The sequence below is a fragment of the Cryptosporangium japonicum genome, from assembly GCF_039524755.1.
In the GTDB taxonomy this organism is placed as follows: Bacteria; Actinomycetota; Actinomycetes; order Mycobacteriales; family Cryptosporangiaceae; genus Cryptosporangium; species Cryptosporangium japonicum.
In genome coordinates this window covers 499795-521853 of sequence record NZ_BAAAGX010000046.1, presented here as the reverse complement: position 1 = coordinate 521853, position 22059 = coordinate 499795, and the positions used below count along the sequence as shown (strand labels likewise).

At 71.3% G+C, this 22059-nt stretch carries 23 protein-coding genes; 4 read left to right on the top strand and 19 right to left on the bottom strand.

The window, feature by feature from the left end; genetic code table 11:
• Positions 1–57: 57 nt before the first annotated feature.
• Both ABD437_RS42820 and ABD437_RS42815 read right to left on the bottom strand, forming a co-directional pair.
• Positions 58–1743: an MDR family MFS transporter gene (locus tag ABD437_RS42820; RefSeq protein WP_344654724.1), complete on the bottom strand. Its 1686-nt coding sequence runs from the start codon at positions 1741–1743 to the stop codon at positions 58–60.
• 122 nt (positions 1744–1865) lie between these two features.
• Positions 1866–2429 (bottom strand): NADPH-dependent FMN reductase, encoded by a 564-nt coding sequence (locus ABD437_RS42815; protein WP_344654723.1) that lies wholly within the window; start codon positions 2427–2429, stop codon positions 1866–1868.
• 106 nt (positions 2430–2535) lie between these two features.
• Between ABD437_RS42815 and ABD437_RS42810 the strand changes: the two genes are divergently transcribed.
• A complete protein-coding gene (locus tag ABD437_RS42810; RefSeq protein ID WP_344654722.1) occupies positions 2536–3273 on the top strand; it encodes an IclR family transcriptional regulator in 738 nt (245 codons plus the stop codon).
• Between the two features lie 5 nt (positions 3274–3278).
• Here ABD437_RS42810 and pcaC read toward each other — a convergent pair whose 3' ends face one another.
• The 8 genes from pcaC to ABD437_RS42770 are packed head-to-tail and all read right to left on the bottom strand — an operon-like array spanning position 3279 to position 9654.
• Positions 3279–3626, bottom strand: a complete 348-nt coding sequence (gene pcaC / locus ABD437_RS42805) for a 4-carboxymuconolactone decarboxylase (protein ID WP_425558391.1) — start codon at positions 3624–3626, stop codon at positions 3279–3281.
• Positions 3627–3646: 20 nt separating this feature from the next.
• Positions 3647–4420 carry a 3-oxoadipate enol-lactonase gene (gene pcaD / locus ABD437_RS42800; protein WP_344654720.1) on the bottom strand — a complete coding sequence of 258 codons (774 nt, stop codon included), beginning with the start codon at positions 4418–4420 and terminating at the stop codon, positions 3647–3649.
• Positions 4417–5709, bottom strand: a complete 1293-nt coding sequence (gene pcaB, locus ABD437_RS42795; RefSeq protein WP_344654719.1) for a 3-carboxy-cis,cis-muconate cycloisomerase — start codon at positions 5707–5709, stop codon at positions 4417–4419. The genes pcaD and pcaB overlap by 4 nt, the downstream gene beginning before the upstream one ends.
• Positions 5699–6244: a protocatechuate 3,4-dioxygenase subunit alpha gene (gene pcaG, locus ABD437_RS42790; protein ID WP_344654718.1), complete on the bottom strand. Its 546-nt coding sequence runs from the start codon at positions 6242–6244 to the stop codon at positions 5699–5701. Before pcaG ends, pcaB begins: the two co-directional genes overlap by 11 nt.
• Positions 6241–6945 (bottom strand): protocatechuate 3,4-dioxygenase subunit beta, encoded by a 705-nt coding sequence (pcaH, locus tag ABD437_RS42785; RefSeq protein WP_344654717.1) that lies wholly within the window; start codon positions 6943–6945, stop codon positions 6241–6243. The genes pcaG and pcaH overlap by 4 nt, the downstream gene beginning before the upstream one ends.
• Positions 6942–8117, bottom strand: a complete 1176-nt coding sequence (locus ABD437_RS42780) for a thiolase family protein (protein WP_344654716.1) — start codon at positions 8115–8117, stop codon at positions 6942–6944. Before ABD437_RS42780 ends, pcaH begins: the two co-directional genes overlap by 4 nt.
• Positions 8114–8839, bottom strand: a complete 726-nt coding sequence (locus ABD437_RS42775; protein WP_344654750.1) for a CoA-transferase subunit beta — start codon at positions 8837–8839, stop codon at positions 8114–8116. Before ABD437_RS42775 ends, ABD437_RS42780 begins: the two co-directional genes overlap by 4 nt.
• A 17-nt stretch (positions 8840–8856) precedes the next feature.
• On the bottom strand, positions 8857–9654 hold the full coding sequence (locus tag ABD437_RS42770; protein ID WP_344654715.1) for a CoA transferase subunit A: 798 nt from the start codon (positions 9652–9654) through the stop codon (positions 8857–8859).
• A gap of 100 nt (positions 9655–9754) precedes the next feature.
• On the opposite strand from ABD437_RS42770, the gene ABD437_RS42765 reads away from it, so the two are divergent.
• On the top strand, positions 9755–10939 hold the full coding sequence (locus tag ABD437_RS42765) for a 4-hydroxybenzoate 3-monooxygenase (RefSeq protein ID WP_344654714.1): 1185 nt from the start codon (positions 9755–9757) through the stop codon (positions 10937–10939).
• Here the strand turns inward: ABD437_RS42765 and ABD437_RS42760 are convergent.
• The 3 genes from ABD437_RS42760 to ABD437_RS42750 form a co-directional block, all read right to left on the bottom strand.
• On the bottom strand, positions 10884–12209 hold the full coding sequence (locus tag ABD437_RS42760) for an MFS transporter (RefSeq protein WP_344654713.1): 1326 nt from the start codon (positions 12207–12209) through the stop codon (positions 10884–10886). The genes ABD437_RS42765 and ABD437_RS42760 overlap by 56 nt on opposite strands.
• Positions 12210–12314: 105 nt before the next feature.
• Positions 12315–12575, bottom strand: a complete 261-nt coding sequence (locus ABD437_RS42755; RefSeq protein WP_344654712.1) for a hypothetical protein — start codon at positions 12573–12575, stop codon at positions 12315–12317.
• A 3-nt stretch (positions 12576–12578) separates the two neighbouring features.
• The gene (locus ABD437_RS42750; protein WP_344654711.1) at positions 12579–13226 is read right to left on the bottom strand and encodes a phosphatase PAP2 family protein; all 648 of its coding nucleotides are present in this window, start codon (positions 13224–13226) and stop codon (positions 12579–12581) included.
• 87 nt (positions 13227–13313) lie between these two features.
• Between ABD437_RS42750 and ABD437_RS42745 the strand changes: the two genes are divergently transcribed.
• Both ABD437_RS42745 and ABD437_RS42740 read left to right on the top strand, forming a co-directional pair.
• Positions 13314–13763 carry a hypothetical protein gene (locus ABD437_RS42745; protein WP_344654710.1) on the top strand — a complete coding sequence of 150 codons (450 nt, stop codon included), beginning with the start codon at positions 13314–13316 and terminating at the stop codon, positions 13761–13763.
• 128 nt (positions 13764–13891) lie between these two features.
• Complete coding sequence (locus ABD437_RS42740; RefSeq protein WP_344654709.1) at positions 13892–14899, top strand: HIRAN domain-containing protein; 1008 nt, start codon at positions 13892–13894, stop codon at positions 14897–14899.
• On the opposite strand, the gene ABD437_RS42735 is transcribed toward ABD437_RS42740, so the two are convergent.
• The 6 genes from ABD437_RS42735 to ABD437_RS42710 all read right to left on the bottom strand — a co-directional run bounded on the left by ABD437_RS42735 (position 14896) and on the right by ABD437_RS42710 (position 22051).
• Positions 14896–15828, bottom strand: coding sequence for a lactonase family protein (locus ABD437_RS42735; RefSeq protein WP_344654708.1), 933 nt, complete (start codon positions 15826–15828; stop codon positions 14896–14898). The genes ABD437_RS42740 and ABD437_RS42735 overlap by 4 nt on opposite strands.
• Positions 15825–17810, bottom strand: coding sequence for an alpha-galactosidase (locus tag ABD437_RS42730; RefSeq protein WP_344654707.1), 1986 nt, complete (start codon positions 17808–17810; stop codon positions 15825–15827). Before ABD437_RS42730 ends, ABD437_RS42735 begins: the two co-directional genes overlap by 4 nt.
• The gene (locus tag ABD437_RS42725) at positions 17807–19015 is read right to left on the bottom strand and encodes a cellulase-like family protein (protein ID WP_425558390.1); all 1209 of its coding nucleotides are present in this window, start codon (positions 19013–19015) and stop codon (positions 17807–17809) included. Before ABD437_RS42725 ends, ABD437_RS42730 begins: the two co-directional genes overlap by 4 nt.
• A gap of 11 nt (positions 19016–19026) precedes the next feature.
• Positions 19027–19908 (bottom strand): carbohydrate ABC transporter permease, encoded by an 882-nt coding sequence (locus ABD437_RS42720; RefSeq protein WP_425558382.1) that lies wholly within the window; start codon positions 19906–19908, stop codon positions 19027–19029.
• On the bottom strand, positions 19905–20711 hold the full coding sequence (locus ABD437_RS42715; protein WP_344654748.1) for a carbohydrate ABC transporter permease: 807 nt from the start codon (positions 20709–20711) through the stop codon (positions 19905–19907). Before ABD437_RS42715 ends, ABD437_RS42720 begins: the two co-directional genes overlap by 4 nt.
• Before the next feature lie 68 nt (positions 20712–20779).
• Positions 20780–22051: an ABC transporter substrate-binding protein gene (locus ABD437_RS42710; protein ID WP_344654705.1), complete on the bottom strand. Its 1272-nt coding sequence runs from the start codon at positions 22049–22051 to the stop codon at positions 20780–20782.
• Positions 22052–22059: the final 8 nt, after the last annotated feature.

The following is a 22059-nucleotide window of genomic DNA, read 5'->3' as shown; positions in this document are numbered from 1 at the left end:
CAACGCCGCCACACCGCCCTCGGCGGCCGGCCACCCACCAGCCGCCTGACAACAACCTCATGACCGAGTACACCTAGGCCGCGTCGTCTCCTCGTCGAGCTCACGCAGGTCCGGGTCGTTCAAATCGAGGTCGCTGTCGTCGTCCAGGTCGACGGCAGCGGCCGGAGGCGCGGCCGGCGCGCTCTCGGCGGCCGCGCGGGCCTGCAGGCCGCTCTGGCTGCGCAACGGCAGCTCCGGCAGCCTCCACATCACGGCTACACCGATCAGCATGATTCCCGCCGCCATCAGGAACACCGTGCTCATCGCGTCGGAGAAGCCGACCTTGAACGGGTGGGCGATCACCGCGTCCAACGTGTTGATGAACGACGTGTCGGACAGCGAACCGCTGCCCGCGGCCTGGAGGGTGGCGGCCTGATCGGGGTGGGCGGCGAGCGCGGCCCGGTACTCGTCGGTGCGTGACGCCTCGGCGACCCGGGTGCCGATGTCCTTGGTCAGGCCGGTGAACAGCACCGACAGGAACACCGCGGTGCCGAGCGTGCCGCCCATCTGCCGGAAGAACGTGACCGCGGCCGTCGCGACCCCCATGTCCCGCGGGTCGACGGCGTTCTGCACGGCGAGGATCACCGGCTGCATGTTGACGCCGAGCCCGGCGCCGAACACGGCCATGATCAGCATCGTCTGCCAGAGCGGGGTGTCGGCGCCGATGCGTGAGAACAGCAGCAGCGCGACGGTCATCAGGACGCTGCCGATCAGCGGGAAGATCTTGTAGCGGCCGGTGCGGGTGATGATCGTGCCGGAGACGGCGGCCGCACTCATGATGCCAACCACCAGTGGCAGCATCTGCAGGCCGCCCATCGTCGGCGAGGAGCCCTTCACGATCTGCAGGTACTGCGGGAGCAGGGCCATCGCGCCGAACATGCCCATGCCGATGACCAGGCTGCCGGCTGAGCCCACCGCGTACGTCCGCCCGCGGAACATCCGCAGCGGGAGCAGCGCCTCGTCCCCGTACTGGCGTTCGGCCAGCAGGAACAGGACGATGCCGATCACGCCGACGACGTAGCAGCCGATCGCGCGCCCCGAGCCCCAGCCCCATTCCCGGCCCTGCTCGGCGACGGTGAGCAGCGGCACCAGCGCGAGCACCAGCGCCAGCGCGCCCGGCCAGTCGATCCGGTGGGGGCGGGGGGTGTGCGGCACGTGCAGGAACCGGTAGACGACGGCCAGTGCGACGGCGCCCACCGGCAGGTTCACCCAGAAGATCCACCGCCACCCGGCCGCGCCCAGCACGGAGTCGGCCCCGGCGAAGAACCCACCGATGACCGGCCCGAGCACGCTCGACGTCCCGAAGACCGCCATGAAGTAGCCCTGGTACTTCGAACGCTCCCGGGGCGGCACGATGTCGCCGATGATCGCGAACGCCAGCGACATCAGCCCGCCGGCGCCCATGCCCTGGACGGCCCGGTACGCGGCGAGTTCGTACATCGACGACGCGGTGCCACAGAGCAGCGAACCGATCAGGAACAGCACGATCGCGGTGACGAACAGCGGCTTGCGCCCGTAGATGTCGGAGAGCTTGCCGTAGAGCGGCGTCACGATCGTGGACGTGATCAGGAACGCGGTGGTCGCCCAGGCCTGGAGGTCGAAGCCGTCCAGATCGTCGGCGATCGTGCGGATCGCGGTGGCCACCACGGTCTGATCGAGTGCGCTCAGGAACATCCCGAGCATGAGTCCGATCAGAATCGTCACGATCTGACGATGGGTCAGCTCGTCCGACGTCGATGTCCCATGATTAGCCACGCTTTAGTGTAAAAGACGCATTCCGACCAATAACCGACGCGGCACGCCGTCCGGCGTGCCGCGCCCTCCGGTCAACGCAGTGAGCTCAGCGCGCCGCTCCACCGGCCCAGCTCGTCGAGCATCGCGTCGGCGGACGCCTGGACCGTCTCGTTCGGTGTGAAGACACGCTCGTCGTCGAGGGACTGGCCGACGAACGGGATCATGACGCCCTCGACGATCGGCACCATCTTCAGCGAGAGCAGGACCGGCTTGAACGCCTGGGCCGCGCGCAGGCCGGCCGACACGCCGCCGTAGCTGACCAGCCCGGCCGGCTTGTACTGCCACTCGTTGTGCAGGTAGTCGACCGCGTTCTTCACGCCGGCCGTGTAGCTGTGGTTGTACTCGGCGAGCACGAAGACGTACGCGTCCGCGGCGCCGACCCGGGCGGCCCACTCCTTGGTGTGGTCCTTGGTGTAGCGCGCGAGCCGGGGGTGGTTCGGCTCGTCCATCAGCGGGAGGTCGAGCTCGGCGAGGTCGGTGAGGTCGACCTCGTCGAAGCCGCCGTGCTTGCCGGCCGCGGCCTCGACCCACTGGCCGACGGGAAGGCCGACCCGGCCCGGACGGGTGCTCGCGACGATGATCTGCAGCCTGGACATGCACGACTCCTCGGACGACAAATGGTGTACGTATCAACTACTCGGCCGAACCGGGAGTCCGGTCAGCAGATTCCGGTGCGCGGAAATCGAGGCGACAATCACAGGCATGCCCACACCGTCGGTGACCAGCAAGGCGCTGGGGATCCTGGCCGCGTTCACGGTCCAGCAGCCGCGGTTGACGCTCTCCGAGATCGGTCGCCGTGCGGGGCTGCCGCTCACCACCGCGCACCGGCTGGTCGGCGAGCTCACCGAGTGGGGAGCCCTGGAGCGTGACGAGGCCGGCCGCTACCGCATCGGACTGCGGCTCTGGGAGGTCGCGTCGCTGGCACCGCGTGGTCTCGGGCTGCGTGAGCGGGCCCTGCCGTTCCTGGAGGACCTGTACGAGGTTACGCACGAGAACGTGCAGCTGGCCGTGCGCGACGGGCACGAGGCCGTCTACGTCGAGCGGATCACCGGCCGGCACGCGGTGAACATCCTGTCGCGCGTCGGCGGGCGGCTGCCGCTGCACGCGACGGGCGTCGGACAGGTGCTGCTGGCCTACGCCCCGCCGGAGTTCCAGGACGAGGTGCTCGCCCAGCCGCTCAAGGCGTTCACCAAGGAGACCGTCACCGACCCGAGGCGTCTGCGCGCGATCCTGGCCGAGGTCCGCCGCACCGGGATCGCGGTGTGCGACCGCCTCGTCGACCCGGACTCCCTCTCGGTGGCCGCGCCGATCTTCGACCCCGACGGCGCCCAGGGGGTGATCGCCGCGCTCTCGGTGGTCGTGCGCAGCGACGGCGCCGACCGCCTGAGCCTCTCGCCCGCCGTACGCGCCGCCGCGCGCGGCATCTCGCGCACGCGCTAGCCGGGTCACTCCTCCTCGGCCAGCACTTTCTGAGCGATCGCGAACGCGGAGTTCGCGGCCGGGACACCGGCGTAAACAGCGGCGTGCAGGAACACTTCCTTGATCTCGTCCGGCGTCAGGCCGTTGCGCCGGGCTGCGCGGACGTGCATCGGGATCTCGTTCTCGGCCCGGAGCGCGACCAGCAGCGACAGCGTCATGCAACTGCGCGTCCGGCGGTCCAGCCCCTCGCGCGTCCAGATCTCACCCCACGCGTACCGGGTGATGAAGTCCTGGAAGTCGGCCGTGAACTCGGTAGTGTTCGCGGTGGCCCGGTCCACGTGCGCGTCACCGAGCACCTCCCGCCGGACTTTCATCCCGGCCTCGTAACGATCGTTCACGCCAGCGCTCCCATGATCAGCGTCGCGATCGTGTCGGGCTGCTCCAGCGTCGCCAGGTGCGACGCGTCCGGCACGATCTGCAGGTGGGCGCCGGGCACCGACTCGACGATCGCCTCGCTGTGCGACGGTGGGGTCGCCGGGTCGTCGGCGCCGGCGATCACCAGCGTGTCGGCGGTGATGCGGTGCAGGTCCGGCCGCAGGTCCATACCGGCGATGGCCTCGCAGCACCCGGCGTAGCCCTCGTCGGAGGTGGCCTCGAGCATCGCGATCGCCGCTTTCACCTGATCCGGGGAACGCTCCCGGAACCCCTCGGTGAACCACCGGCCGACCGCCAGCTCCGCGATCGCGCCGGTGCCCTCGGCCCGCACGGTCTGCGCCCGCGAGATCCAGCCGCTGGCCGGCGGCAGGTGCGCCGACGTGCACACCAGCGCGAGCTTCTCGACCCGGTCCGGCGCGTGCGACGCCAGCCACATGCCGATCATCCCGCCGATCGACAGCCCGGCGTACCGCACCGTCGCCAGCCCCAGCTCGTCGAACACCGCGAGGAAGTCCCCGCCGAGGTCGGCGATCGAGTACGGCCCCGGCAGCACCTCGGAGCCGCCGTGGCCACGCGTCTCCACCGCCAGCACCCGGAAGCGCTGCGCGAACGTCGGGATCAGCGGGGCCCACATGCCCTGGTTGGTGCCGATGGAGTTCCCCAGCACCAGGACGGGCGCGTCCATCGGCGCGCTGTCGACGCCGTACCAGGTGGTGGTCAGTCGAGCCGTCACGGCCAGTCCCTCCGGTGCGTTGTCAGGGCCCTGTCCACGAGCGCGGACGCGCTGCCCAGGTAGTTCGCGGGATCGAGTACCGGGCCCGGGTCCACGCCGGCCTCGAGCAGAACTTCCCGCAGCGGACGTCCGTGGGCTACCGCATTCTTGACCAGATCATGCGCGGCGCTCCGGCCGAGCGTCCCGGCGAGCGCACCGCTGACGCTCTCGCTGAGCAGCACGCCGCCGGTCGCGTCGAGCGTGGCGCGCATCGCGTCCACGTCCACCCGCAGGTCGGGGAGGAACCGCGCCGCGCGGCCGGCGGCGCCGCCCACGACGTCGACGAGCTCACGCAGGGTCTCCCACTCGGCGTGCCAGCCGCCGGTCGCCCGCTCGTGCTCCTGCAGGGCCGCCGCGGTGTGCAGCGTCGCCAGCAGACCGGGTGTCCGCAGCGACGCCGAGCGCACCAGGACCGCGTTGGCCGGGTTGCGTTTGTGCGGCATCGCCGACGACCCGCCGCCCTCGCCGCCCTCCGCGACCTCGCCCACCTCGGAGGAGGCCAGCAGCGTGACGTCGAGCGCGATCTTGCCCAGCGCCGCCGACACCGCCGCCAACGCCGAGCCCAGGTCGAGGACGCGCTGCCGGTCGGTGTGCCAGGGCAGCACGGGCTCGGCCAGCCCGAGCTCGGCGGCCAGCGCCGACGCCACCTCGAGCCCGCGCGAACCCAGCGCCGCCAGGGTCCCGGCCGCGCCGCCGAACTGGATCGCCAGCGGCACGGCACGCAGCCGGACCGCCGCTGTGTCCAGGGCCACCAGCCAGCCGGCCGCTTTGAGCCCGAACGTCGTCGGCAGGGCCTGCTGACCGAGCGTCCGGCCGACCATCACGGTGCCCCGGTGGGCCTCGGCGAGGCCGGCCAGCGCGTCGGACGCGGAACGTACGGCGTCCAGCAGCGGACCGCGGGCCCGGTGGGCCACCAGCATCAACGCGGTGTCGAGGACGTCCTGGCTGGTGGCGCCGTGGTGCACCCAGGGTTTCGCGGTCTCGGGCAACGCCGTCTCCAGCGCCCGCACCAGCGGCACCACCGGGTTGCCGGCGTTCACCCCGGCCCGCCCCACCGCGGCCAGGTCGACGTCGCCGGCGCACGCGACGCCGATCGCCGCGGCCGCGTCCGCCGGGATCACCCCGACGGACGCCTCCGCCCGCGCGAGGGCCGCCTCGACGTCGAGCATCGCGCGCACCACCGCGCGGTCGGAGAGCTCCGCCGACACGCGCGCGTCGGCGAACAGGGGATCGAACAGCTCAGAGCGCAAAGAAGGCCGTCTCCCCGTCACCCTGCAGGCGGATGTCGAACCGGTACCCGTCGTCGGTCGGCGTCGCGATCAGCGTGTGCCTGCGCTCCGGAGGCACACCGGCCAGCACCGAGTCGGTCTCGTCCGAGAAGTAGATGCGGGTGACGACCCGGTGGAGCATGCCGCGGGCGAAGACCGAGACGTCGATGTGCGGAGCCTGCGGCGCACCGTCGACATCGGGCACCCGGCCCGGCCGGAGCGTGTACACGCCCCACTCGCCGTTCCGGTCGGTGGCCGAGCGCCCGAACCCGCGGAACCCCTCCACCGACGGTGCCGCCGCGCCGCGGGGGTCGTCCGGGTGGTCGAACCGGCCGGCCGGGTCGGCCTGCCACGTCTCGATCAGGCCGTCCGGAACCGCGTTCCCGTCGCCGTCGGTGAGCCGGCCGCGGATCCAGAAGCCGCCGGCCGTGCCCTCGGGCGCGACGAACGGCCCGTCGTCCCAGTTCAGGCCAATCGCCAGGTACGGGCCGACGGTCTGCGAAGGAGTGGTGGTCACTCGTCGTCAACCTCCGCCTCGAACGGGGTCGCGTCCGAACCCCGCAGCACGATGTCGAACTCGAACGCCAGTGCCCAGTCGGGCTGCGTCGACGCCAGGTCGAACCGGGAGACCATCCGTTGCCTGGCCTTCTCGTCCGGCACCGAGTTGAAGATGGGGTCGTACGGGAACAGCGGGTCGTCCGGGAAGTACATCTGGGTGACCAGGCGCTGGGTGAACGCCCGCCCGAACAGCGAGAAGTGGATGTGCGCCGGGCGCCAGGCGTTGTGGTGGTTCTTCCACGGATAGGCGCCCGGCTTGATCGTCGTGAACCGGTACCTGCCGTCGTTGTCGGTGAGGGTCCGGCCCAGCCCGGTGAAGTTCGGGTCCAGCGGCGCCGGCCAGTTGTCGATCACGTGCTGGTAGCGGCCGGCGGCGTTGGCCTGCCAGATCTCCAGCAGCGTCTGCGGCACCGCCCGGCCGTCGCTGTCGAGCACCCGGCCGTGGACGATGATCCGCTGGCCCTGCGGCTCGCCGTCGTGCTGGCGGGTGAGGTCGTGGTCCAGGTCGCCGAGGCGCCCCTCGCCGAGCAGCGGCCCGGTGATCTCGGTGAAGCTCTGCGGCAGCGCGATCAGCGGCTGCTTCGGGTGGCGCAGCGCCGTCGACTTGTAGCCGTCGTAGTCCAGGCGCGGGTGGACGTCGAAATCCGGCCGGTAGATCATTCCGCCTCCAACACCACGGCCAGGCCCTGGCCGACACCGATACAGATCGCGGCGAGCCCCCAGCCGCCGCCGCGGCGACGCAGTTCGTGGGCGAGGCTGCCGAGGATCCGGACGCCGGACGCGCCCAGCGGGTGGCCGATCGCGATCGCGCCCCCGTTGACGTTCACGATCTCCGGATCGAGTTCCGGCCAGTCGGCGAAGCAGGCCAGCGACTGGGCCGCGAACGCCTCGTTCAGCTCGACCACGCTCAGGTCGCCCCAGCCGATGCCGGCGCGGCGCAGGGCCCGCTCGGCGGCCTGGACCGGCCCGATGCCGAAGTACTGCGGCTCGACCGCCGCCACTCCGCGCCCGGCGATCCGGGCCAGCGGGGTCCTCCCCAGCCGCGCGGCGGCCTCCGCCGAACCGATGAACGTCGCGGCCGCACCGTCGTTCAACGGCGACGCGTTCCCGGCGGTGATCGTGCCGTCGGGCCGGAACGCCGGCTTGAGCCGGGCCAGCTTCTCGACCGACGAATCGGGGCGGATGCCCTCGTCGCGCTCCAGGTCCTCGGTGGCGATCACCTCGTCGGCGAACACCCCGGCCTCCCACGCCGCCGCCGCGCGCCGGTGGCTCTTCGCCGCGAACGCGTCCTGCGCCTCGCGGGTGATGCCGTACTTCTCCGCGAGCTGCTCGGTGGCCTCGCCGAGCGACACCGTCCAGGCGTCGTTCATGCGCGGGTTGACCATGCGCCAGCCGAGCGTGGTCGAGTGCAGGGTCTCGTGGGTGCTCGGGAAGCCCTTCGACGGCTTCGGCAGCACCCACGGCGCCCGGCTCATCGACTCGACGCCGCCCGCGATCAGCAGCTCCGCGTCGCCGGTCTCGACCGCTCTGGCCGCCTCGATCGCCGCCTCCAGCCCGGAACCGCAGAGCCGGTTGACGGTCGCGCCCGGCACCGAGGTCGGGAGCCCGGCCAGCAGCACGGCCATCCGGGCCACGTCGCGGTTGTCCTCACCGGCGCCGTTGGCGTCGCCGAACAGCACGTCGTCGATCGTGGCCGGGTCGAGGTCGGGGGAGCGGCCGACCAGGCTCCGGACGACGTGCGCGGCCAGGTCGTCGGGCCGCACGCCGGAGAGCGCGCCACCGTACTTCCCGAACGGCGTCCGCACGGCGTCGATCACGTACGCGTCGGTCATTTCGCCTCCTTGAGGGCCCGGAGGGCTCGCAGCTGGTCGTCGGTGGGAGCTTGCGTCGTCGGTAGGTCGTCGGCCACGCGGAGCGGCCAGCCGGTCGCCTTCCGCACCTGGTCCAGGCTTACCCCGGGATGGATCGCGGTGAGCGTCAGTTCGCGGGTATCCGGATCGGGTTCCAGGATGCCGAGGTCGGTGATCACCTTCACCGGCCCCTTCCCGGGCAGGCCGAGTCGCTCCCGGTACCCGGCCCCGTCGCCGTACCCCACCGACGTCACGAAGTCGACCTTCTCCACGAACGCCCGCGTGTTCTGCCGGACGATCACCAGCACCTCCTTCGCCGACGCCGCGATCTCCGGCGCCCCGCCGGCCCCGGGCAACCGCACCTTCGGGTCGGCGTAGTCCCCGACCACCGTGGTGTTGATGTTGCCGAACTTGTCGATCTGCGCGGCGCCGAGGAACCCGACGTCGATCCGGCCGGGCTGGAGCCAGTAGTTGAAGATCTCCGGCACGGTCACGACCGCGTCGGCGGTCTCACCGAGGATGCCGTCGCCGATCGAGAGCGGCAGCCGGTCGGGTTTCGCGCCCACCGCACCGGCCTCGTAGATCAGCACGAGGTGCGGCGCGTGCAGGCGCCGGGCCAGGTTCGCGGCCGTGCTGGGCAGGCCGATGCCGACGAAGCACACGGCCCGGTCGTCGAGGGACCGCGCGGCGGCGACCGTCATCATTTCGTCGGACGTGTACGTCACTTGAGCTTCTCCAGCCACGTGGCGAAGGTGGTCCGGTCCCGGCTGATCGCGTCCCACTCCTGGTAGTAGGTGTTGTCGCGCTCGGAGTAGTCCTGCGCGTAGCTCGGGTGTGCCCCGCCGGGCACCTCCGCGACGCACGTCACCGCCCAACCCGGGATCGTGATCGCCCCCGGCTTCGGGTCCAGCCGGTCCACGATCTCCTCGACCGTCACCAACGACCGCTTCGCGGCCAGCACCGCTTCCTTCTGGACGCCGAGCAGGCCCCAGATCTGGACGTTGCCCTCCCGGTCGGCACGCTGGGCGTGCACCACCGTCACGTCCGGGTTGAGCGCCGGCACCGCGGTCAGCGTCTCGCCGGTGAACGGGCAGGTGATCGGCTTGATCGTGTCGGTCTGGTGCACCAGGTCGGTGCCCACGTACCCGCGCAGCACCGCGAACGGCAGCCCGCTCGCTCCGGCCACGTACCGGTTGGCCATGCCGGCGTGGCTGTGTTCCTCGATCTCCAGCCGGGCCGGCCAGGCGTTCTGCACCGCGTCGCGGAACCGGTGGAGCGATCCGACGCCCGGGTTGCCGCCCCAGGAGAAGACCAGTTTGCGGGCGCAGCCGGCGCCGATCAGCTGGTCGTACACGATGTCGGGGGTCATCCGCACCAGCGTCAGATCGCGCCGCCCCTGGCGGATGATCTCCTGCCCGGCCGCGACGGGGATCAGATGGGTGAATCCCTCGAGAGCGACGGTGTCGCCGTCCCGGACGAGCTGTCGCACCGCCTCGGCGAGGGTCAAGAGCTCTGCCATGCGTTCACGCTAGGGGGATTCCGACCGGGTCCGGGATTGATCTTCCGGTCAACGGAAGACCGGGGTCATCGCCCCGCAACCTCTCCGTAATCCTGTGACGATGCGCACGCGTACCCAAGTAGGCATCATCGGGGCCGGTCCGGCCGGTCTGCTGCTCCAGCACCTGCTGGCCAGGGCCGGCGTCGACTCCGTGCTGGTCGAGAACCGCAGCCGCGAGTACTGCGAGAAGCGTCAGCGCGCCGGTGTGCTGGAGCACGGCACCGTCGAACTGCTCAAGGAGATCGGTCTCGGCGCGCGCATGGAGCGCGAAGGACTGCTGCACAGCGGTATCTACCTGCAGTTCGCCGGCGAACGTCACCACATCGACTTCCCGTCGCTCACCGGCGGCCGGACGCTGACCGTGTACGCCCAGACCGAGGTCGTGAAAGACGCGATCGCGGTGGGGCACCCGATCCACTTCGAGGTGTCCGACACCGCGGTCCGGGACATCGACACCGATCGTCCGATCCTGTCGTTCACCGACCGGGACGGCGTCGCGCACGAGATCGAGTGCGACGTGATCGCCGGGTGCGACGGGTTCCACGGTGTCTCCCGCCCGGCGATGTCCGGCCTGCGCGTCTCCGAGCGCACCTATCCGTTCGCCTGGCTGGGCATCCTCGCGAGCGTGCCGCCCTCCACCGACGAGCTGATCTACGCGCACTCGCCGCAGGGCTTCGCGATGCACAGCATGCGCTCGCCCGAGGTCAGCCGCCTCTACATCCAGGTCGACCCGGACGAGAAGATCGAGAACTGGTCCGACGACCGGATCTGGGAGCAGCTGCAGGTCCGGCTCGGCCACCCCGGCTGGACGCTCACCGAGGGCCCGATCACCGAGAAGGGCATCACGCCGATGCGGAGCTTCGTGGCCGAGCCGATGCGTCAGGGCCGCCTGTTCCTGGCCGGCGACGCCGCCCACATCGTGCCGCCGACCGGGGCCAAGGGCCTCAACCTCGCGGTCGCCGACGTCAAAGTGCTCGCCGACGCGCTGGTGCGGCTGCTCGTCGAGGGCAAGTCCGACCTGGCCGACGCCTACTCCGACACCTGCCTCACCCGGGTGTGGCGCAGCACGTGGTTCTCCTGGTTCATGACCTCGATGCTGCACACGTTCCCGGTGTCGACGTTCGGCAGCCCGGCCGAGGCCGAGTTCCAGGAGCGCCTCCAGATCGCCCAGCTCCGTCAGGTGACCAGCTCTACCGCCGCGGCGACGAACCTGGCGGAGAACTACGCGGGCTGGCCCCTTCCCTGAGGCGGGCGAACGTGGCGTCCGCGCGCGAGACCGGTTTGGTCTCCGGGAGCCCGATCGCGCACAGCACGGTGAGCGCCGACGCTCCGATCAGGAACCAGGAGACGCCGCTCTCGGCGTAGGTGGGCAGCTCCAGCACGGCCAGCTGCGCCGCGCCACCGGCGAGCGCGGCGCCCAGGTGGTACGCGAGGGCGGTCCCGGTGTACCGGGACCGCTGTCCGAACAGTTCGGTCAGGTAGGCGGCCACCGCGCCGTAGCCCAACGCCGAGGCCAGGCCGCTGACCGCCATGGAGAACGTCACCAGCTCGATGGCCGCGGTGTTGACCAGCCAGAAGAACGGGAACGCCCAGACCGCGCCGGCGACCGCCCCCAGGATCACGACCGGACGGCGGCCCAGCCGGTCGGCGAGCGCGCCGCCGCCGACCGAACCCAGCACACCCACCACCGCGGCGATGAACGCGCCGCCGACCAGGTCGGCCCGGGCGAGCCGCAACTCGGTGACCCCGTACTCCACCGTGCCGGTGATCGTCACGTAGAACGCGGCGTTCGCCGAGAACAGCAGCCCCGCGGCCAGCAGGAGCCGCCCGGGCCGGCGGAACACGGTGCGGACCGGCCCGGAACGCCGGCCGCTCTCCGGCTCCGGCTGGGGCGGCAGCGGCTCACCGCGCGGACGAACCGCGATCACCAGCACCGCGACGACGAGCAGGACACCGCCGGCCAGGAACGGCAGCCGCCATCCCCAGTCCTCGAACGTCGCGGTGTCGAACGCCGAGGTGGTCGCGAACACGGCGACGTTCGCCAGGATCGCGCCGCACGACACTCCGCCCTGGACGAAGCCGCCGATCAGCCCCCGGCGCAACGGTGGCGCGCCCTCGGTGAGGCTCAGCGCCATGCCGCTCCAGATCCCGCCGATCGCCAGCCCGTGCACCAGCTGCAGGCCGACGAGCAGCATCGGGGCGAGCGGGCCGAGGGTGCGCTCGGTCGGCAACGCGCCGATCAGGACGATGCTGGTACCGCCGAGCGCCAGCGACGAGAGCAGCGCGCTGCGGCGGCTGACGGTGTCGCCCAGCCGTCCGAAGAGCAGCGCCCCGATCGGCCTGGTGACGAACGCGACCCCGGCGGTGGCCAGCGCGAACAGGCTCCCGTCGGCCGCGCCGTACCGGTTGAGGAACAGCGGTCCGAGCACGGCCGGGGCCGCGGCGGCGAACAGGAACAGCGAATACCAGGTGGCGGTGCTCAGCAGAAGCCCGGACGTGCGTAACCCCCGACTCACGTCTAGAGCGTGCGCTCCGGGTGCGCTCGCGTGACGGGAAACCCCGAACTCAGTAGTCGCGTGCTAACGGAAGTGGTGCGTTCTCCGTCAGCGGGTGAGTGATTCTCAGGCGGCGCTGACCTGTGGTGGCCGCTCGTCGTCGGCGTGGGCGCCGCGCGGGGCCGGGTGCTCGACGAGCGCCAGCACGCGTGCCGCCATGAAACGGGCGGTGCGGACCGGGGTGCCGCCGCGCGTCACCTCGGTGACTTCGACGATGCCGCGGCCGTGCGTGACGTCGACCCGGCGGCCGGCGCGGGTGGCCACGACCTCGTAGGTGCGGGTGGACTCGCCGGCATCGATGACGATCTCGACTCGGTCGCCCTTCATGGGTCACCCCCGAACTGGTGTACTACTCATTCTCTCACAGAACGGCACCGCGAGACCACGAATAGCGATGCCCAGCAACAGGCCCGCCGCCGCGTCGGTGGTCCAGTGGAAACCGAGATAGACCATGGCGGTGACGCAGACCGCCGCGCTCGCCGCTCCCACGGCCAGCATCCGCCGGGTCCAGCGGGGGTCGCCGGTGTACGCGGCCAGCAGGACGCCGAGCGTCGCGCTGAACACGACGACGTTCGCGGCGTGCCCGGACGGATAGCTCATCCGCAGGCTCAGCTCGGCGGCGACCGCGTGCAGGTGCGGGTCACCGGTGGCCGGGGGCGGACGCCCGGCCCAGAGCTTCGTGGCGCCCACCACGAGCGTGTGGAACAGCCAGACGCCGACCAGGCCGACGACGGGGCGCGCCGACCGTCGCCGGACCGAACAGGCCACCGCCACCAGCGCCGACGCCGCGGGGAACACCCAGTTCTGGCCGAGCGAGAAGCCCACCCGGGCCGGCCAGTAGAGCGCGTCGATCCGGTTCCGCGCGATCGCGGCGGCGATCGACCGGTCCGGACCGGTCAGGACGTCGGCCGCCAGCCCGATCGTGACGGCGACGAACGCCAGGCCCGCGACGAGGATCGTCGTGCGGGACCGGGACACTCCAGAAGGCTAACTTCACGTTGGGCGGGAATCACGTTCGGCTCGTTCTATGAGCAGGGTCCGGGTGCAGGAGAAGGGATCGGAACCATGATCATGGCGCTCCTCCTCGATTTCGCGAACATCGCGGGCGGGCTGCTCCTGGCCGCCGCGCTGCTCCAGCGCCTGCCGAAAGTCGGCGACGACCTGGGTCTCGCTGCCCGCGCCGCGGCACCGTACGGCTGGATCGTCGGCCTGGTGGCGCTGGTGACCGGCGGCTACTACCTGCTGGTGCACGCCACCGACGGCCCGCGGATCTTCCACTTCGAGCTCGTCGGCATCGCGATCGGCGTCGCGCTGCTCTGGGACCGGCTATGCGGCCGACGCGGCGCGAAGAACCCGGCCGAGCCGCCGGCCGCGGCCCCGGCCAACGGCTCCACCGCCGTGGCCCGCACCCGACCGGCCGTGGAGACCCCGACCGGCGTGGCCCTGCTGCTGGCGGTGTTCGGCATCATCGCGGTGATCGTCGGCTTCCAGGGCCTCCTGACCCCGGACTACTGAGACCGGGCTCGCCCGGACCCGGAATCTCCGTCCCCGGACGGACGCCGAAAAGCTTCGATACCGTGCCGGAATCCCGGGCTACGCGACGTCCGCGGATGCGGCGCGGGGTTGTCGCTGGGGGAGGCGATGTGTCCAGGATTCTCGAGCTGTGGGGCCAGCGGGGCTGGGCGGCGCAGGAGGTGGCGGGGGAGACGCATCATCTCGCGGCGATCCAGGGTCTTTTCGGCGGGTCGATCCCGGACGACGGCGCCGAAATGGAGACTCCGGCTCTCCTCGTTCCCGATCCGCACAACCCACACGACCGCAACGCGGTCGAGGTGCGATGCCGGGGTGCCCTCGTCGGGTACCTCCCGCGCGAGGACGCGGCGCGGTACGCGCCGATCCTCACCGAGCTGGTCCGGCAGGGATGGACGCCTTCGGTGTCCGCGTCGGTCTGGTGCGGCTACGGCACCGGCCGGGTCCGGCTCAGCCTGGCCGAACCCCACATGCTGGTGCCGCTCAACCTCCCGCCGTCGGCGAATCACACCGTGCTCCCTGATGGTCACGCCATTCAAGTGACCGGGGAAGAGCAGCACCTGCGTGACCTCGCGCCGTTCCTGCGCGCGGAAGGCGAGGCATGGGTGTACGCCACCCTGCACGAACTCACCGAACAGCGCGCGCGCTCGACGCGGACGGTGGTGGAGGTCCGAGTCGACGACCAGGTCGTGGGCACGCTCACCCCGAGAATGAGCGGTGAGTTGCTGCCCGTGGTCCGTTTTCTCGCCGAGCACGACTCGCTCGCGGTGTCCAAGGCGATCGTCAAAGGCAATCGCCTGAAGGCCGACGTCACGCTGTACGCGGCCCGTGCCGGTGACCTTCCGCCCGCGTGGTTGGACGAGGCGGGCGCGCGGCGGCGGCCCGCCGTCGATCCGGGAGGCATCGTCTCCGGCCACGTCGACGCCCCGGCCGAGGTGACGCCGCGAGTCGCACCGGCGAAACCGCCGCAGCCGGTCGCGACGGTGTGGCGCTTCAATCCGCCGCCCGGTTGGCCGTCGCCGCCGCGGGAATGGCGGCCGCCGCCCGGGTGGCGGCCCGATCCGCGGTGGCCCGATCCGCCGGCCGGCTGGGCCTTCTGGGTGGAGGAAACCGTGGTCTAGAGCGGTAGCACCGACGTGGGGGAGCCGATCTCCACGGTGCGGCCGGTGGGTACCGGGACGCCGTCCTTCAGCGTGAACCAGGTCAGCGTGTTCGACCGCTCGTTGGCCACCACCAGGCCGTCGTCGACGAGGGCGAAGTCGCGGGGCCAGTGCCCACCGGTGGGCACTTCCGCGATCGGCTCCGGGACGCCGTCGGCGTCGAGGTGGAACGCGGTGATCGTGTCGGGGCCGCGGTTGGCGACGTAGAGGTGGTCGCCGGCGAGGGCGATCGCGCTGGCCTGGTTGGGGCCGTCCACGGCGGTGGCGGGCGTGATCGCGGCCACGTCTCCGCCGGCCAGCGTGACGACGGTGGAGTTCAGCTCGCCGGCGACGTACCAGCGGCCGGACGGGTGCACCGCCACGTGCCGCGGACCGGTGCCCGGCGGCAGCGGGGTCTCCCCGACGCGGGTCAGCGTGCCGTCGGCGAACGTGTAGTGGACGAGCCGGTCGAGGCCGAGGTCGACGACGGTCACCTGGCCGTCCGGGCCGGGCACGACCTGGTGGGCGTGCGGACCGTCCTGACGCTCGGGGTTCGGGCCCGTGCCGGAGTGCTGCACCAGGCTCGTCCTGGCCCCGATCCGGCCGTCGGCGACGGGGTGCACGGACACGCTCCCCGAGCCGTAGTTCGCCGCCAGCAGGTACCCGTCGATCAGCGCCAGGTGGCACGGCCACTGCCCACCGGTCGACTGGGTGGAGAGCACCTCGAGCGTGTCGAGCGCGTACGAGCTGACCTCGCCGGTGCCCTCGTTGACCGCGTAGAGGTACGACCCGTCGGTGGCCACGTACGACGGGGACGGGCTCACCACGTGCTCACCGGGGATGACGCTCAGCCCGGCCCCGGTGCCCTTCATGTCCGACGTGTACGAACCGATGACCAGGCGGGTCGTCATAGCTCCTCCAGAACGATCATCTCGGCGTCGTGCGACGCGGTCCACCGGACCGGCAACCCGACCGCGGCCAGGTGCGTTCCGGAGAACTCGGCTCCTCGCGCACGGTAGCGGGCGCCCCCGGCCAGGCCGCGGAGCGGTAGCCGCACGTCACGGCCGGGAACGTGCCCGAGGCCGTCGAGCGTGCCGGTGTTCCAGGCCAGCACCACCGTGCGCGCACCGAGCGTGTACTGCACCGCGCAGCGGGCCGAGTCGGGTGAGCCGATCCGGTACACCGTGCCGCCGGTGATCACGTCCCGGACGTCCTTGTACCGGGCGATCCACTCCTTCGCGCGGTCCCGCGACGCGGCCGACCACCGCTCCACGTCAGCACCGATTCCCAGCACCCCCGCGCACGCGAGCACGAACCGGAAGTCCAGCGATCGGGGACGCGCGTCGAACAGCCCCGGCGCGTCGGTGACCCACGAGCTCATCAGGTGCGGTGCGTGCGCGGCCAGGAACCCGTGCTGGATCCGCAGCCGGTCCATCGGCGCGGTGTTGTCCGACGGCCAGAGCACGTCGACGCGCGCGGCCGTCGCCAGGTCGACGCGCGCTCCGCCGGCCGCGCAGCCCTCCACCGTCACGTGCGGGAACCGCTCGCGGAGCCCGTCGAGCACCCGGTACAGGTTCGCGACGTGGCGCGCGTCCGCGGCCGGGTCCGCCGACTCCGTGCGCGGCCGGTTGAAGTCCCACTTCAGGTAGTCGATCGGGTACCGCGACAGCAGGCCCTCCAGCGTGCCGGTCACGAACTCGAACACGTCGGCGCGGCCCAGGTCCAGGAGGTACTGGTTGCGGATCGAGGTTTGGGGCCGCCCGGCGATCCGGTACACCCAGTCCGGGTGCCGCGCGTACAGCTCCGACGCCGGGTTGACCATCTCCGGCTCGACCCACAGCCCGAACCCGAGGCCCTTGGCTTTCACCGCGTCGACGAACGCGCCGAAGCCGTCCGGGAACTTCGCCGGGTCGGGTGTCCAGTCACCGAGGCCACCGCGGTCGTCGTCGCGGCCGACGAACCAGCCGTCGTCGACGACGAAGGTCTCGACGCCCAGGTCGGCCGCGACGTCGGCCAACGCCAGCTGGCCCGCCGCGGTGACGTCGAACGTGGTCGCTTCCCAGGAGTTGTAGATCACCGGTCGGTGGCGGTCGCGGGCGGACCGGCGCTCGTACGTGTGCCACACCCGGGCCAGCCCGTCGACGCCGTCGCCGCTGTAGGCGCCGGCGGCGATCGGCGTCGTGAGCGTCCCGCCGGGCGCCAGCCGCACGTCGCGCAACGCACCGGCACGCACCCGGGTGGTCCCGACCGCGTCCACGTCGGCGCTCAACTGCCAGGAACCACTCCAGGCCAGCTGGACGCCCCACGCGTCGCCGCCGCCCGCGACGCAGAGGTACGGCGCGAACTGGTGGCCGGTCACGCCCTGCGTGCTGCCGATCTCGAACCGTCCGCGTGGCACCGCGACCTCGGCCCAGGTGAACTCCTGCGACCACTGCCCGTGCAGGTACCCCAGGCGGGCGCCGGCCGGGGTGGGGACGCAGAACGCCGCCGAGCCGACCGCGCCCAGCTCCAGGGCGTCGGGGCCGTCGTGGTGCAGCTCCACCCACCGTTCGATCACGTCGGTGCCCGGTGCGAAGCGGTAGCACTGCGTGCCGCGCAGCCCGGTCAACGCGTCGGCGAACGTGGCCCGGAGCCCGTCGGAATCGTCGGCGGCGACGAAGCCCCACCGCAGGTTCCCGGCGACCAGGTCGGCGCCGAGGAACGGGCGCTGCCCGTCGGTCGCGTACTCCACCGGCGCGACGTCACCCGGCGTCAGGTACTGGACCTTGCCGTGGAACGCGAGCGGTGAGGGCCCGTCGTGCACGCCGACCGGCCCCCACGAGTGCAGCTCGAGCCACTCGTCGCGGAGCGCGACCGTGTACTCGGTGGTGGCCCCGGTGAGGGTCCACCTCACCGCAGGAACTCCGCGTTCAGCCGCTGCTGCAGTGCGACGTCGGCCCACATCGGATGCTGCGGGGCGGCGTTCGAGCAGACGATCGTGCCGAGCGCGCCGATCTCCTTGCTGCGGCGCACCGCGTACTCGCAGATCTCCGCGCCGACCGGGCCCTCCTCGAAGGTGCCGTGCAGCGGGGTGTAGCCCACCCAGCCCTCGCCGAACACCAGCGGAACGCTCCGGGCGGCGGCCAGGTCGGCGGCGGCGTCGAGCCACAGGTCCAGCACGGCACGCATCGCGATCCGGTGCGCGCCGTACCGGTCGTAGAGCCACCGGTCCCACTTGGCCGGGTCGCACCAGTCGTGGGTGTAGATCTCCCGGGTGCCGACCACGGTGGCGTCGAGGATCCACTGCCGTTCCGGCGACGGGAGCCACTTCTCCAGCGGAGGAGCGTCGTCGCGCAACAGCTCGGCGTAGGCCCGCTCCTGGGGGAACGGGCGGGACGCGTCCCGCAGGGCGAACGTGGTGATCAGCTCGTCCAGCACCCCGTACACGTAGGGGTGGAACACCGCGACGTCGATGTTGCGCGGCACGCCACGCAGCGAGGCGATCGGCACGTGCGCGTAGTTCACCGTGCACGGCACCGACGGGTGACGCTGTTTGAACCGGTCGATGCCCGCCTCGAGCGGTGCACGCAGCCCGACGATGCCGCGTCCGTCGTTCAGCCCGCTGAACTGCACCTCGTTGTGCAGTTCGACGAACGCGACGGTGTCGGCCAGCCCTTCGGCCGCCAGCAGGTCGACGAGGTCGGCGTGGGCGTCGGCGAGCGCGAGCGGCCGCTCGTCCACCGGGATCACCCGGAGCGCGGCGTGCCAGGCGTCGTCGGCGGAGAACGACGGGCTCTGCTGGTACTCCCAGCTGGAGACGATGACGGTGAAACCGTGCCGGGCCGCGGCGCGGAAGAACCCGAGCAGGTGGGCGCGACCGTCCAGCGTGGTGCGAGCGCGGACGTCGTACCAGCGGGTCCGTTGCCCGTACGCGCCGCCGAGCGACTCGAACGTCAGCGCGGCCGTGTCCAGGCCCGAACGGAACAGCAGGAACGGCATCGCGCAGATCCGGACGCAGTTGTAGCCCCGCTCGGCGGCCTCGGTGAAGGCCCGGTCCAGGTCCTCGAACGGCTCACCCGGCCCGGTGCGGGTGTACCAGGAGAAGTCCCACAGCGTCATCGCGAGCTTGTTCACTTGTTCGCCCCCACCAGCAGCCCCGACACGAAGTGCCGTTGGAACGCGAAGAACACGATCGCGGTCGGCACCGCGGCCAGCACCGACGCCGCCGCGACGACGTTCCACTGGCTCACGTAACCGCCCTGCAGGTTCAGCAGCGCGGCGGTGACCGGCAGTTTCGCCTCGGTACGCAGCACCGTGATCGCCCAGATCAGGTCGTTGAAGATCCAGGTGGTCGCCAACGCGGCCAGCGCGGCGAGCGACGGACGGCACAGCGGCATCACGATCCGGGCGTAGATCTGCACCGGCCCGGCCCCGTCGATGCGCGCGGCCTCGGTGAGCTCACCGGGCAGCGACCGCATGAACCCGTACAGCACGAACGTGTAGAAGCCCAGGCCGAAGCCGACGTGGATCGCGATCAGGCCGATCAGCGTGTCGTAGAGCCCGAGTGACTCGGTGATCCGGGACACCGGGATCAGCAGGATCTGCGGGGGCAGCAGGTTCCCGGCCAGCATCGTGAGCAGGATCGCCCGGCGGCCGGGGATCGCGAACCGGCTCAGCGCGTACGCGGCCATCGAGGCCAGCCACAGCGTGATGATCACGGCGGGCACGGTGATCTGGATGCTCGTCCACAGCGACCGGGCCATCCCGCCGGTGCCCAGCGCGGTGTCGAAGCCGTCGAACGTGAAGCTGTGCGGCAGTGCGGCGGTGCCGTTCGCGGCGATGTCGTCGAACGAGCGCACCGCCAGCACCAGCACGAACACCATCGGCGCGACCCACAGCAAGGTCACCGGCGCCATGATCGCGTGGAACACCCAGCCCCGGCGCCGACGTGTGCGGGCCGGCGGCGGAGTGGGCCGGGCCGAAGCCGGCGCGGCCACCAGTGTCGCCGTCATGCCGTCGCCTCCTCGCGGGTCGCCCGAACCAGGTACGTGATGATGAAGACGACCGCGAGCAGGAAGATCACCACGGCGATCGCGGACGCGTAACCCAGGTTCAGGAACTTGAAGCCCTGCTGGAACATGTACGTGCTGAGCAGCTCGGACGAGTGGTACGGGCCGCCCGCGGTCATCGCCCAGACGATGTCGAACGTCCGCAGCGAGTCGATCACGGTCACCGCGAACACCACCGTGTTGACGCCACGCAACTGCGGCCAGGTGACGTACCGGAACCGTTGCCACGCGGTCGCACCGTCCACCGCGGACGCGTCGTCCAACGTCGGATCGGTGCCTTTGAGCCCGGCCAGGTACAGCACCATCACGTACCCGACCTGGCGCCAGACCGCGGCGACCAGCACCGCGTACAGCGCGGTGTCGGGGTTGGCCAGCCACTGCTTCTCCCAGGACTCCAAGCCGATCGCGCCGAGCAGCGTGTTTATCGACCCGTCGGGCTGGTACTGCACCCGCCAGAACAGGCCGGTCACCGCGAGCGAGAACACCATCGGCAGATAGATCGCGCTGCGGTAGAGCCCGACGCCGCGCCGGGGCCGGTTGAGCGCCAGCGCGAGCGCCAACCCGCCCAGTACCGACAGCCCGCCGAACCCGATCGCCCAGATCACGTTGTTCTTCAGCGCGCCGGTGAAGACCGTGTCGTCGAAGAGGTTCCGGTAGTTCTCCAGCCCGACGGGCTGGGCGGCGCCCAGCCCGTTCCAGGTGGTGAACGACAGGTAGAAGCTGTTGAGCGCCGGCCAGAAGACCATGCCGATCTCGACCAGCGCGGGCACCGCGAGGAAGACCCAGACGATCGCGGGAACCCGGCGTACCGCTGTCACGACCCGAGGACCTTCTTCGCGGACGCCTGCCACTCCTTGAGGATCGAGTTGACGTCGCCGGGCTTGTCGAGGAACTTCGTCAGCGCGGTGTCGGCCGTGGTCTGCAGTTCGTCACTGGAGTCGCGGTTGAAGAACTGCGTGATCTCCTCGGTCTCGTTGAGGTGCTTGATGCCCTTCTGCACCAGCGGGGAGAACTTCGTGGTGTCGACGTCACCGGACGTCGGCAGGTTCGACGACTTCGCCCGCTCGATGAACGCCTGCTGCTGCTTCGCACCGGCCAGGTAGGACAGCAGGTCCAGCGTGCCCTGCTTGTTCCGGGTCTTGGCGGCGGCGAAGTACCCGTCGGTCGGGGCTTCCTCGGCGACCGGGACGCTGGTGTTGATCGACGGCACCCGGAAGAAGTCGATGTCGTCGACGCCGCCCTGCGGCACCGAGCTCGTGATGAACGCCCCGAGCAGGTACATGCCGGCCTTCTTGTTGACCAGCGGCGTCACGGCGTCCTGGTAGGAGTACGAGCGGCCCTTGGGGTCGATGTACTCGATCAGTTGCCGGTAGTAGTCCATGACCTGCTTGACCTCGGGCCCGTCGAAGCTGTGCTGGCCGGCCAGCAGCTCGCGGTGGAACTTCGCCCCGTTGATCCGGAGGTTGAGGTAGTCGAACCAGCCGGAGGCCACCCACGCGGTCGAGCCGGTGCCCATCGTCAGCGGGTAGGCGCCTTTGCTCTTGATCGTCTTGCAGACCGCGATGAACTCGTCCCACGTGGTCGGCGGCTGGACGCCCCACTCGGCGAACGCGGACTTCTTGTAGAAGACGCCCCACCAGTAGTAGTTCGTCGGCACGAAGATCTGCTTGCCGTCCTCGGCGGTGGACAGCTCCTTGAGCGCGGGCGAGAACTTCGCGCAGGCGCCGTCGCCGGTCCAGAGCTCCGAGAGGTCGAGCAGGAAGCCCTTCTTCGCGTAGTCGCGGGCGACCGAGCCCGCGTACCAGGTGAGGACGTCCGGCGGGTTCGCCGAGTTGAGGTACGTCGGCAGCTGCGCCCGGAACGTCTCGATCGCGATCGTGTTCAGGGTGACTTTCTGCTTCGTGTAGCCGTTGACGACCTGCGTGAGCGCGGCCTTCGGGTCGGCGTCGGACTGCGAGTTCTGGAGCGTCAGCGTGGTGGAGCTGCCACCACCGCTGGAGTCGCTACCGGTGGCGCAGCCGCCCAGGGCAGCCGCCGCTCCGAGTCCGCCGAGGCCCGCGAGGAAGCCGCGTCGAGTGGTGGTCATGTGAACCC

What these genes read in the sequence shown, in the direction of transcription:
- ABD437_RS42815 (WP_344654723.1), bottom strand. Translation starts at nt 2,429, where the DNA reads ATGTCCAGGCTGCAGATCATCGTCGCGAGCACCCGTCCGGGCCGGGTC.
- ABD437_RS42810 (WP_344654722.1), top strand. Translation starts at nt 2,536, where the DNA reads ATGCCCACACCGTCGGTGACCAGCAAGGCGCTGGGGATCCTGGCCGCG.
- pcaC (WP_425558391.1), bottom strand. Translation starts at nt 3,626, where the DNA reads ATGAAAGTCCGGCGGGAGGTGCTCGGTGACGCGCACGTGGACCGGGCC.
- pcaH (WP_344654717.1), bottom strand. Translation starts at nt 6,945, where the DNA reads ATGATCTACCGGCCGGATTTCGACGTCCACCCGCGCCTGGACTACGAC.
- ABD437_RS42780 (WP_344654716.1), bottom strand. Translation starts at nt 8,117, where the DNA reads ATGACCGACGCGTACGTGATCGACGCCGTGCGGACGCCGTTCGGGAAG.
- ABD437_RS42775 (WP_344654750.1), bottom strand. Translation starts at nt 8,839, where the DNA reads ATGATGACGGTCGCCGCCGCGCGGTCCCTCGACGACCGGGCCGTGTGC.
- ABD437_RS42770 (WP_344654715.1), bottom strand. Translation starts at nt 9,654, where the DNA reads ATGGCAGAGCTCTTGACCCTCGCCGAGGCGGTGCGACAGCTCGTCCGG.
- ABD437_RS42765 (WP_344654714.1), top strand. Translation starts at nt 9,755, where the DNA reads ATGCGCACGCGTACCCAAGTAGGCATCATCGGGGCCGGTCCGGCCGGT.
- ABD437_RS42755 (WP_344654712.1), bottom strand. Translation starts at nt 12,575, where the DNA reads ATGAAGGGCGACCGAGTCGAGATCGTCATCGATGCCGGCGAGTCCACC.
- ABD437_RS42745 (WP_344654710.1), top strand. Translation starts at nt 13,314, where the DNA reads ATGATCATGGCGCTCCTCCTCGATTTCGCGAACATCGCGGGCGGGCTG.
- ABD437_RS42735 (WP_344654708.1), bottom strand. Translation starts at nt 15,828, where the DNA reads ATGACGACCCGCCTGGTCATCGGTTCGTACACGTCGGACATGAAGGGC.
- ABD437_RS42725 (WP_425558390.1), bottom strand. Translation starts at nt 19,015, where the DNA reads ATGACGCTGTGGGACTTCTCCTGGTACACCCGCACCGGGCCGGGTGAG.
- ABD437_RS42720 (WP_425558382.1), bottom strand. Translation starts at nt 19,908, where the DNA reads ATGACGGCGACACTGGTGGCCGCGCCGGCTTCGGCCCGGCCCACTCCG.
- ABD437_RS42715 (WP_344654748.1), bottom strand. Translation starts at nt 20,711, where the DNA reads ATGGTCTTCTGGCCGGCGCTCAACAGCTTCTACCTGTCGTTCACCACC.
- ABD437_RS42710 (WP_344654705.1), bottom strand. Translation starts at nt 22,051, where the DNA reads ATGACCACCACTCGACGCGGCTTCCTCGCGGGCCTCGGCGGACTCGGA.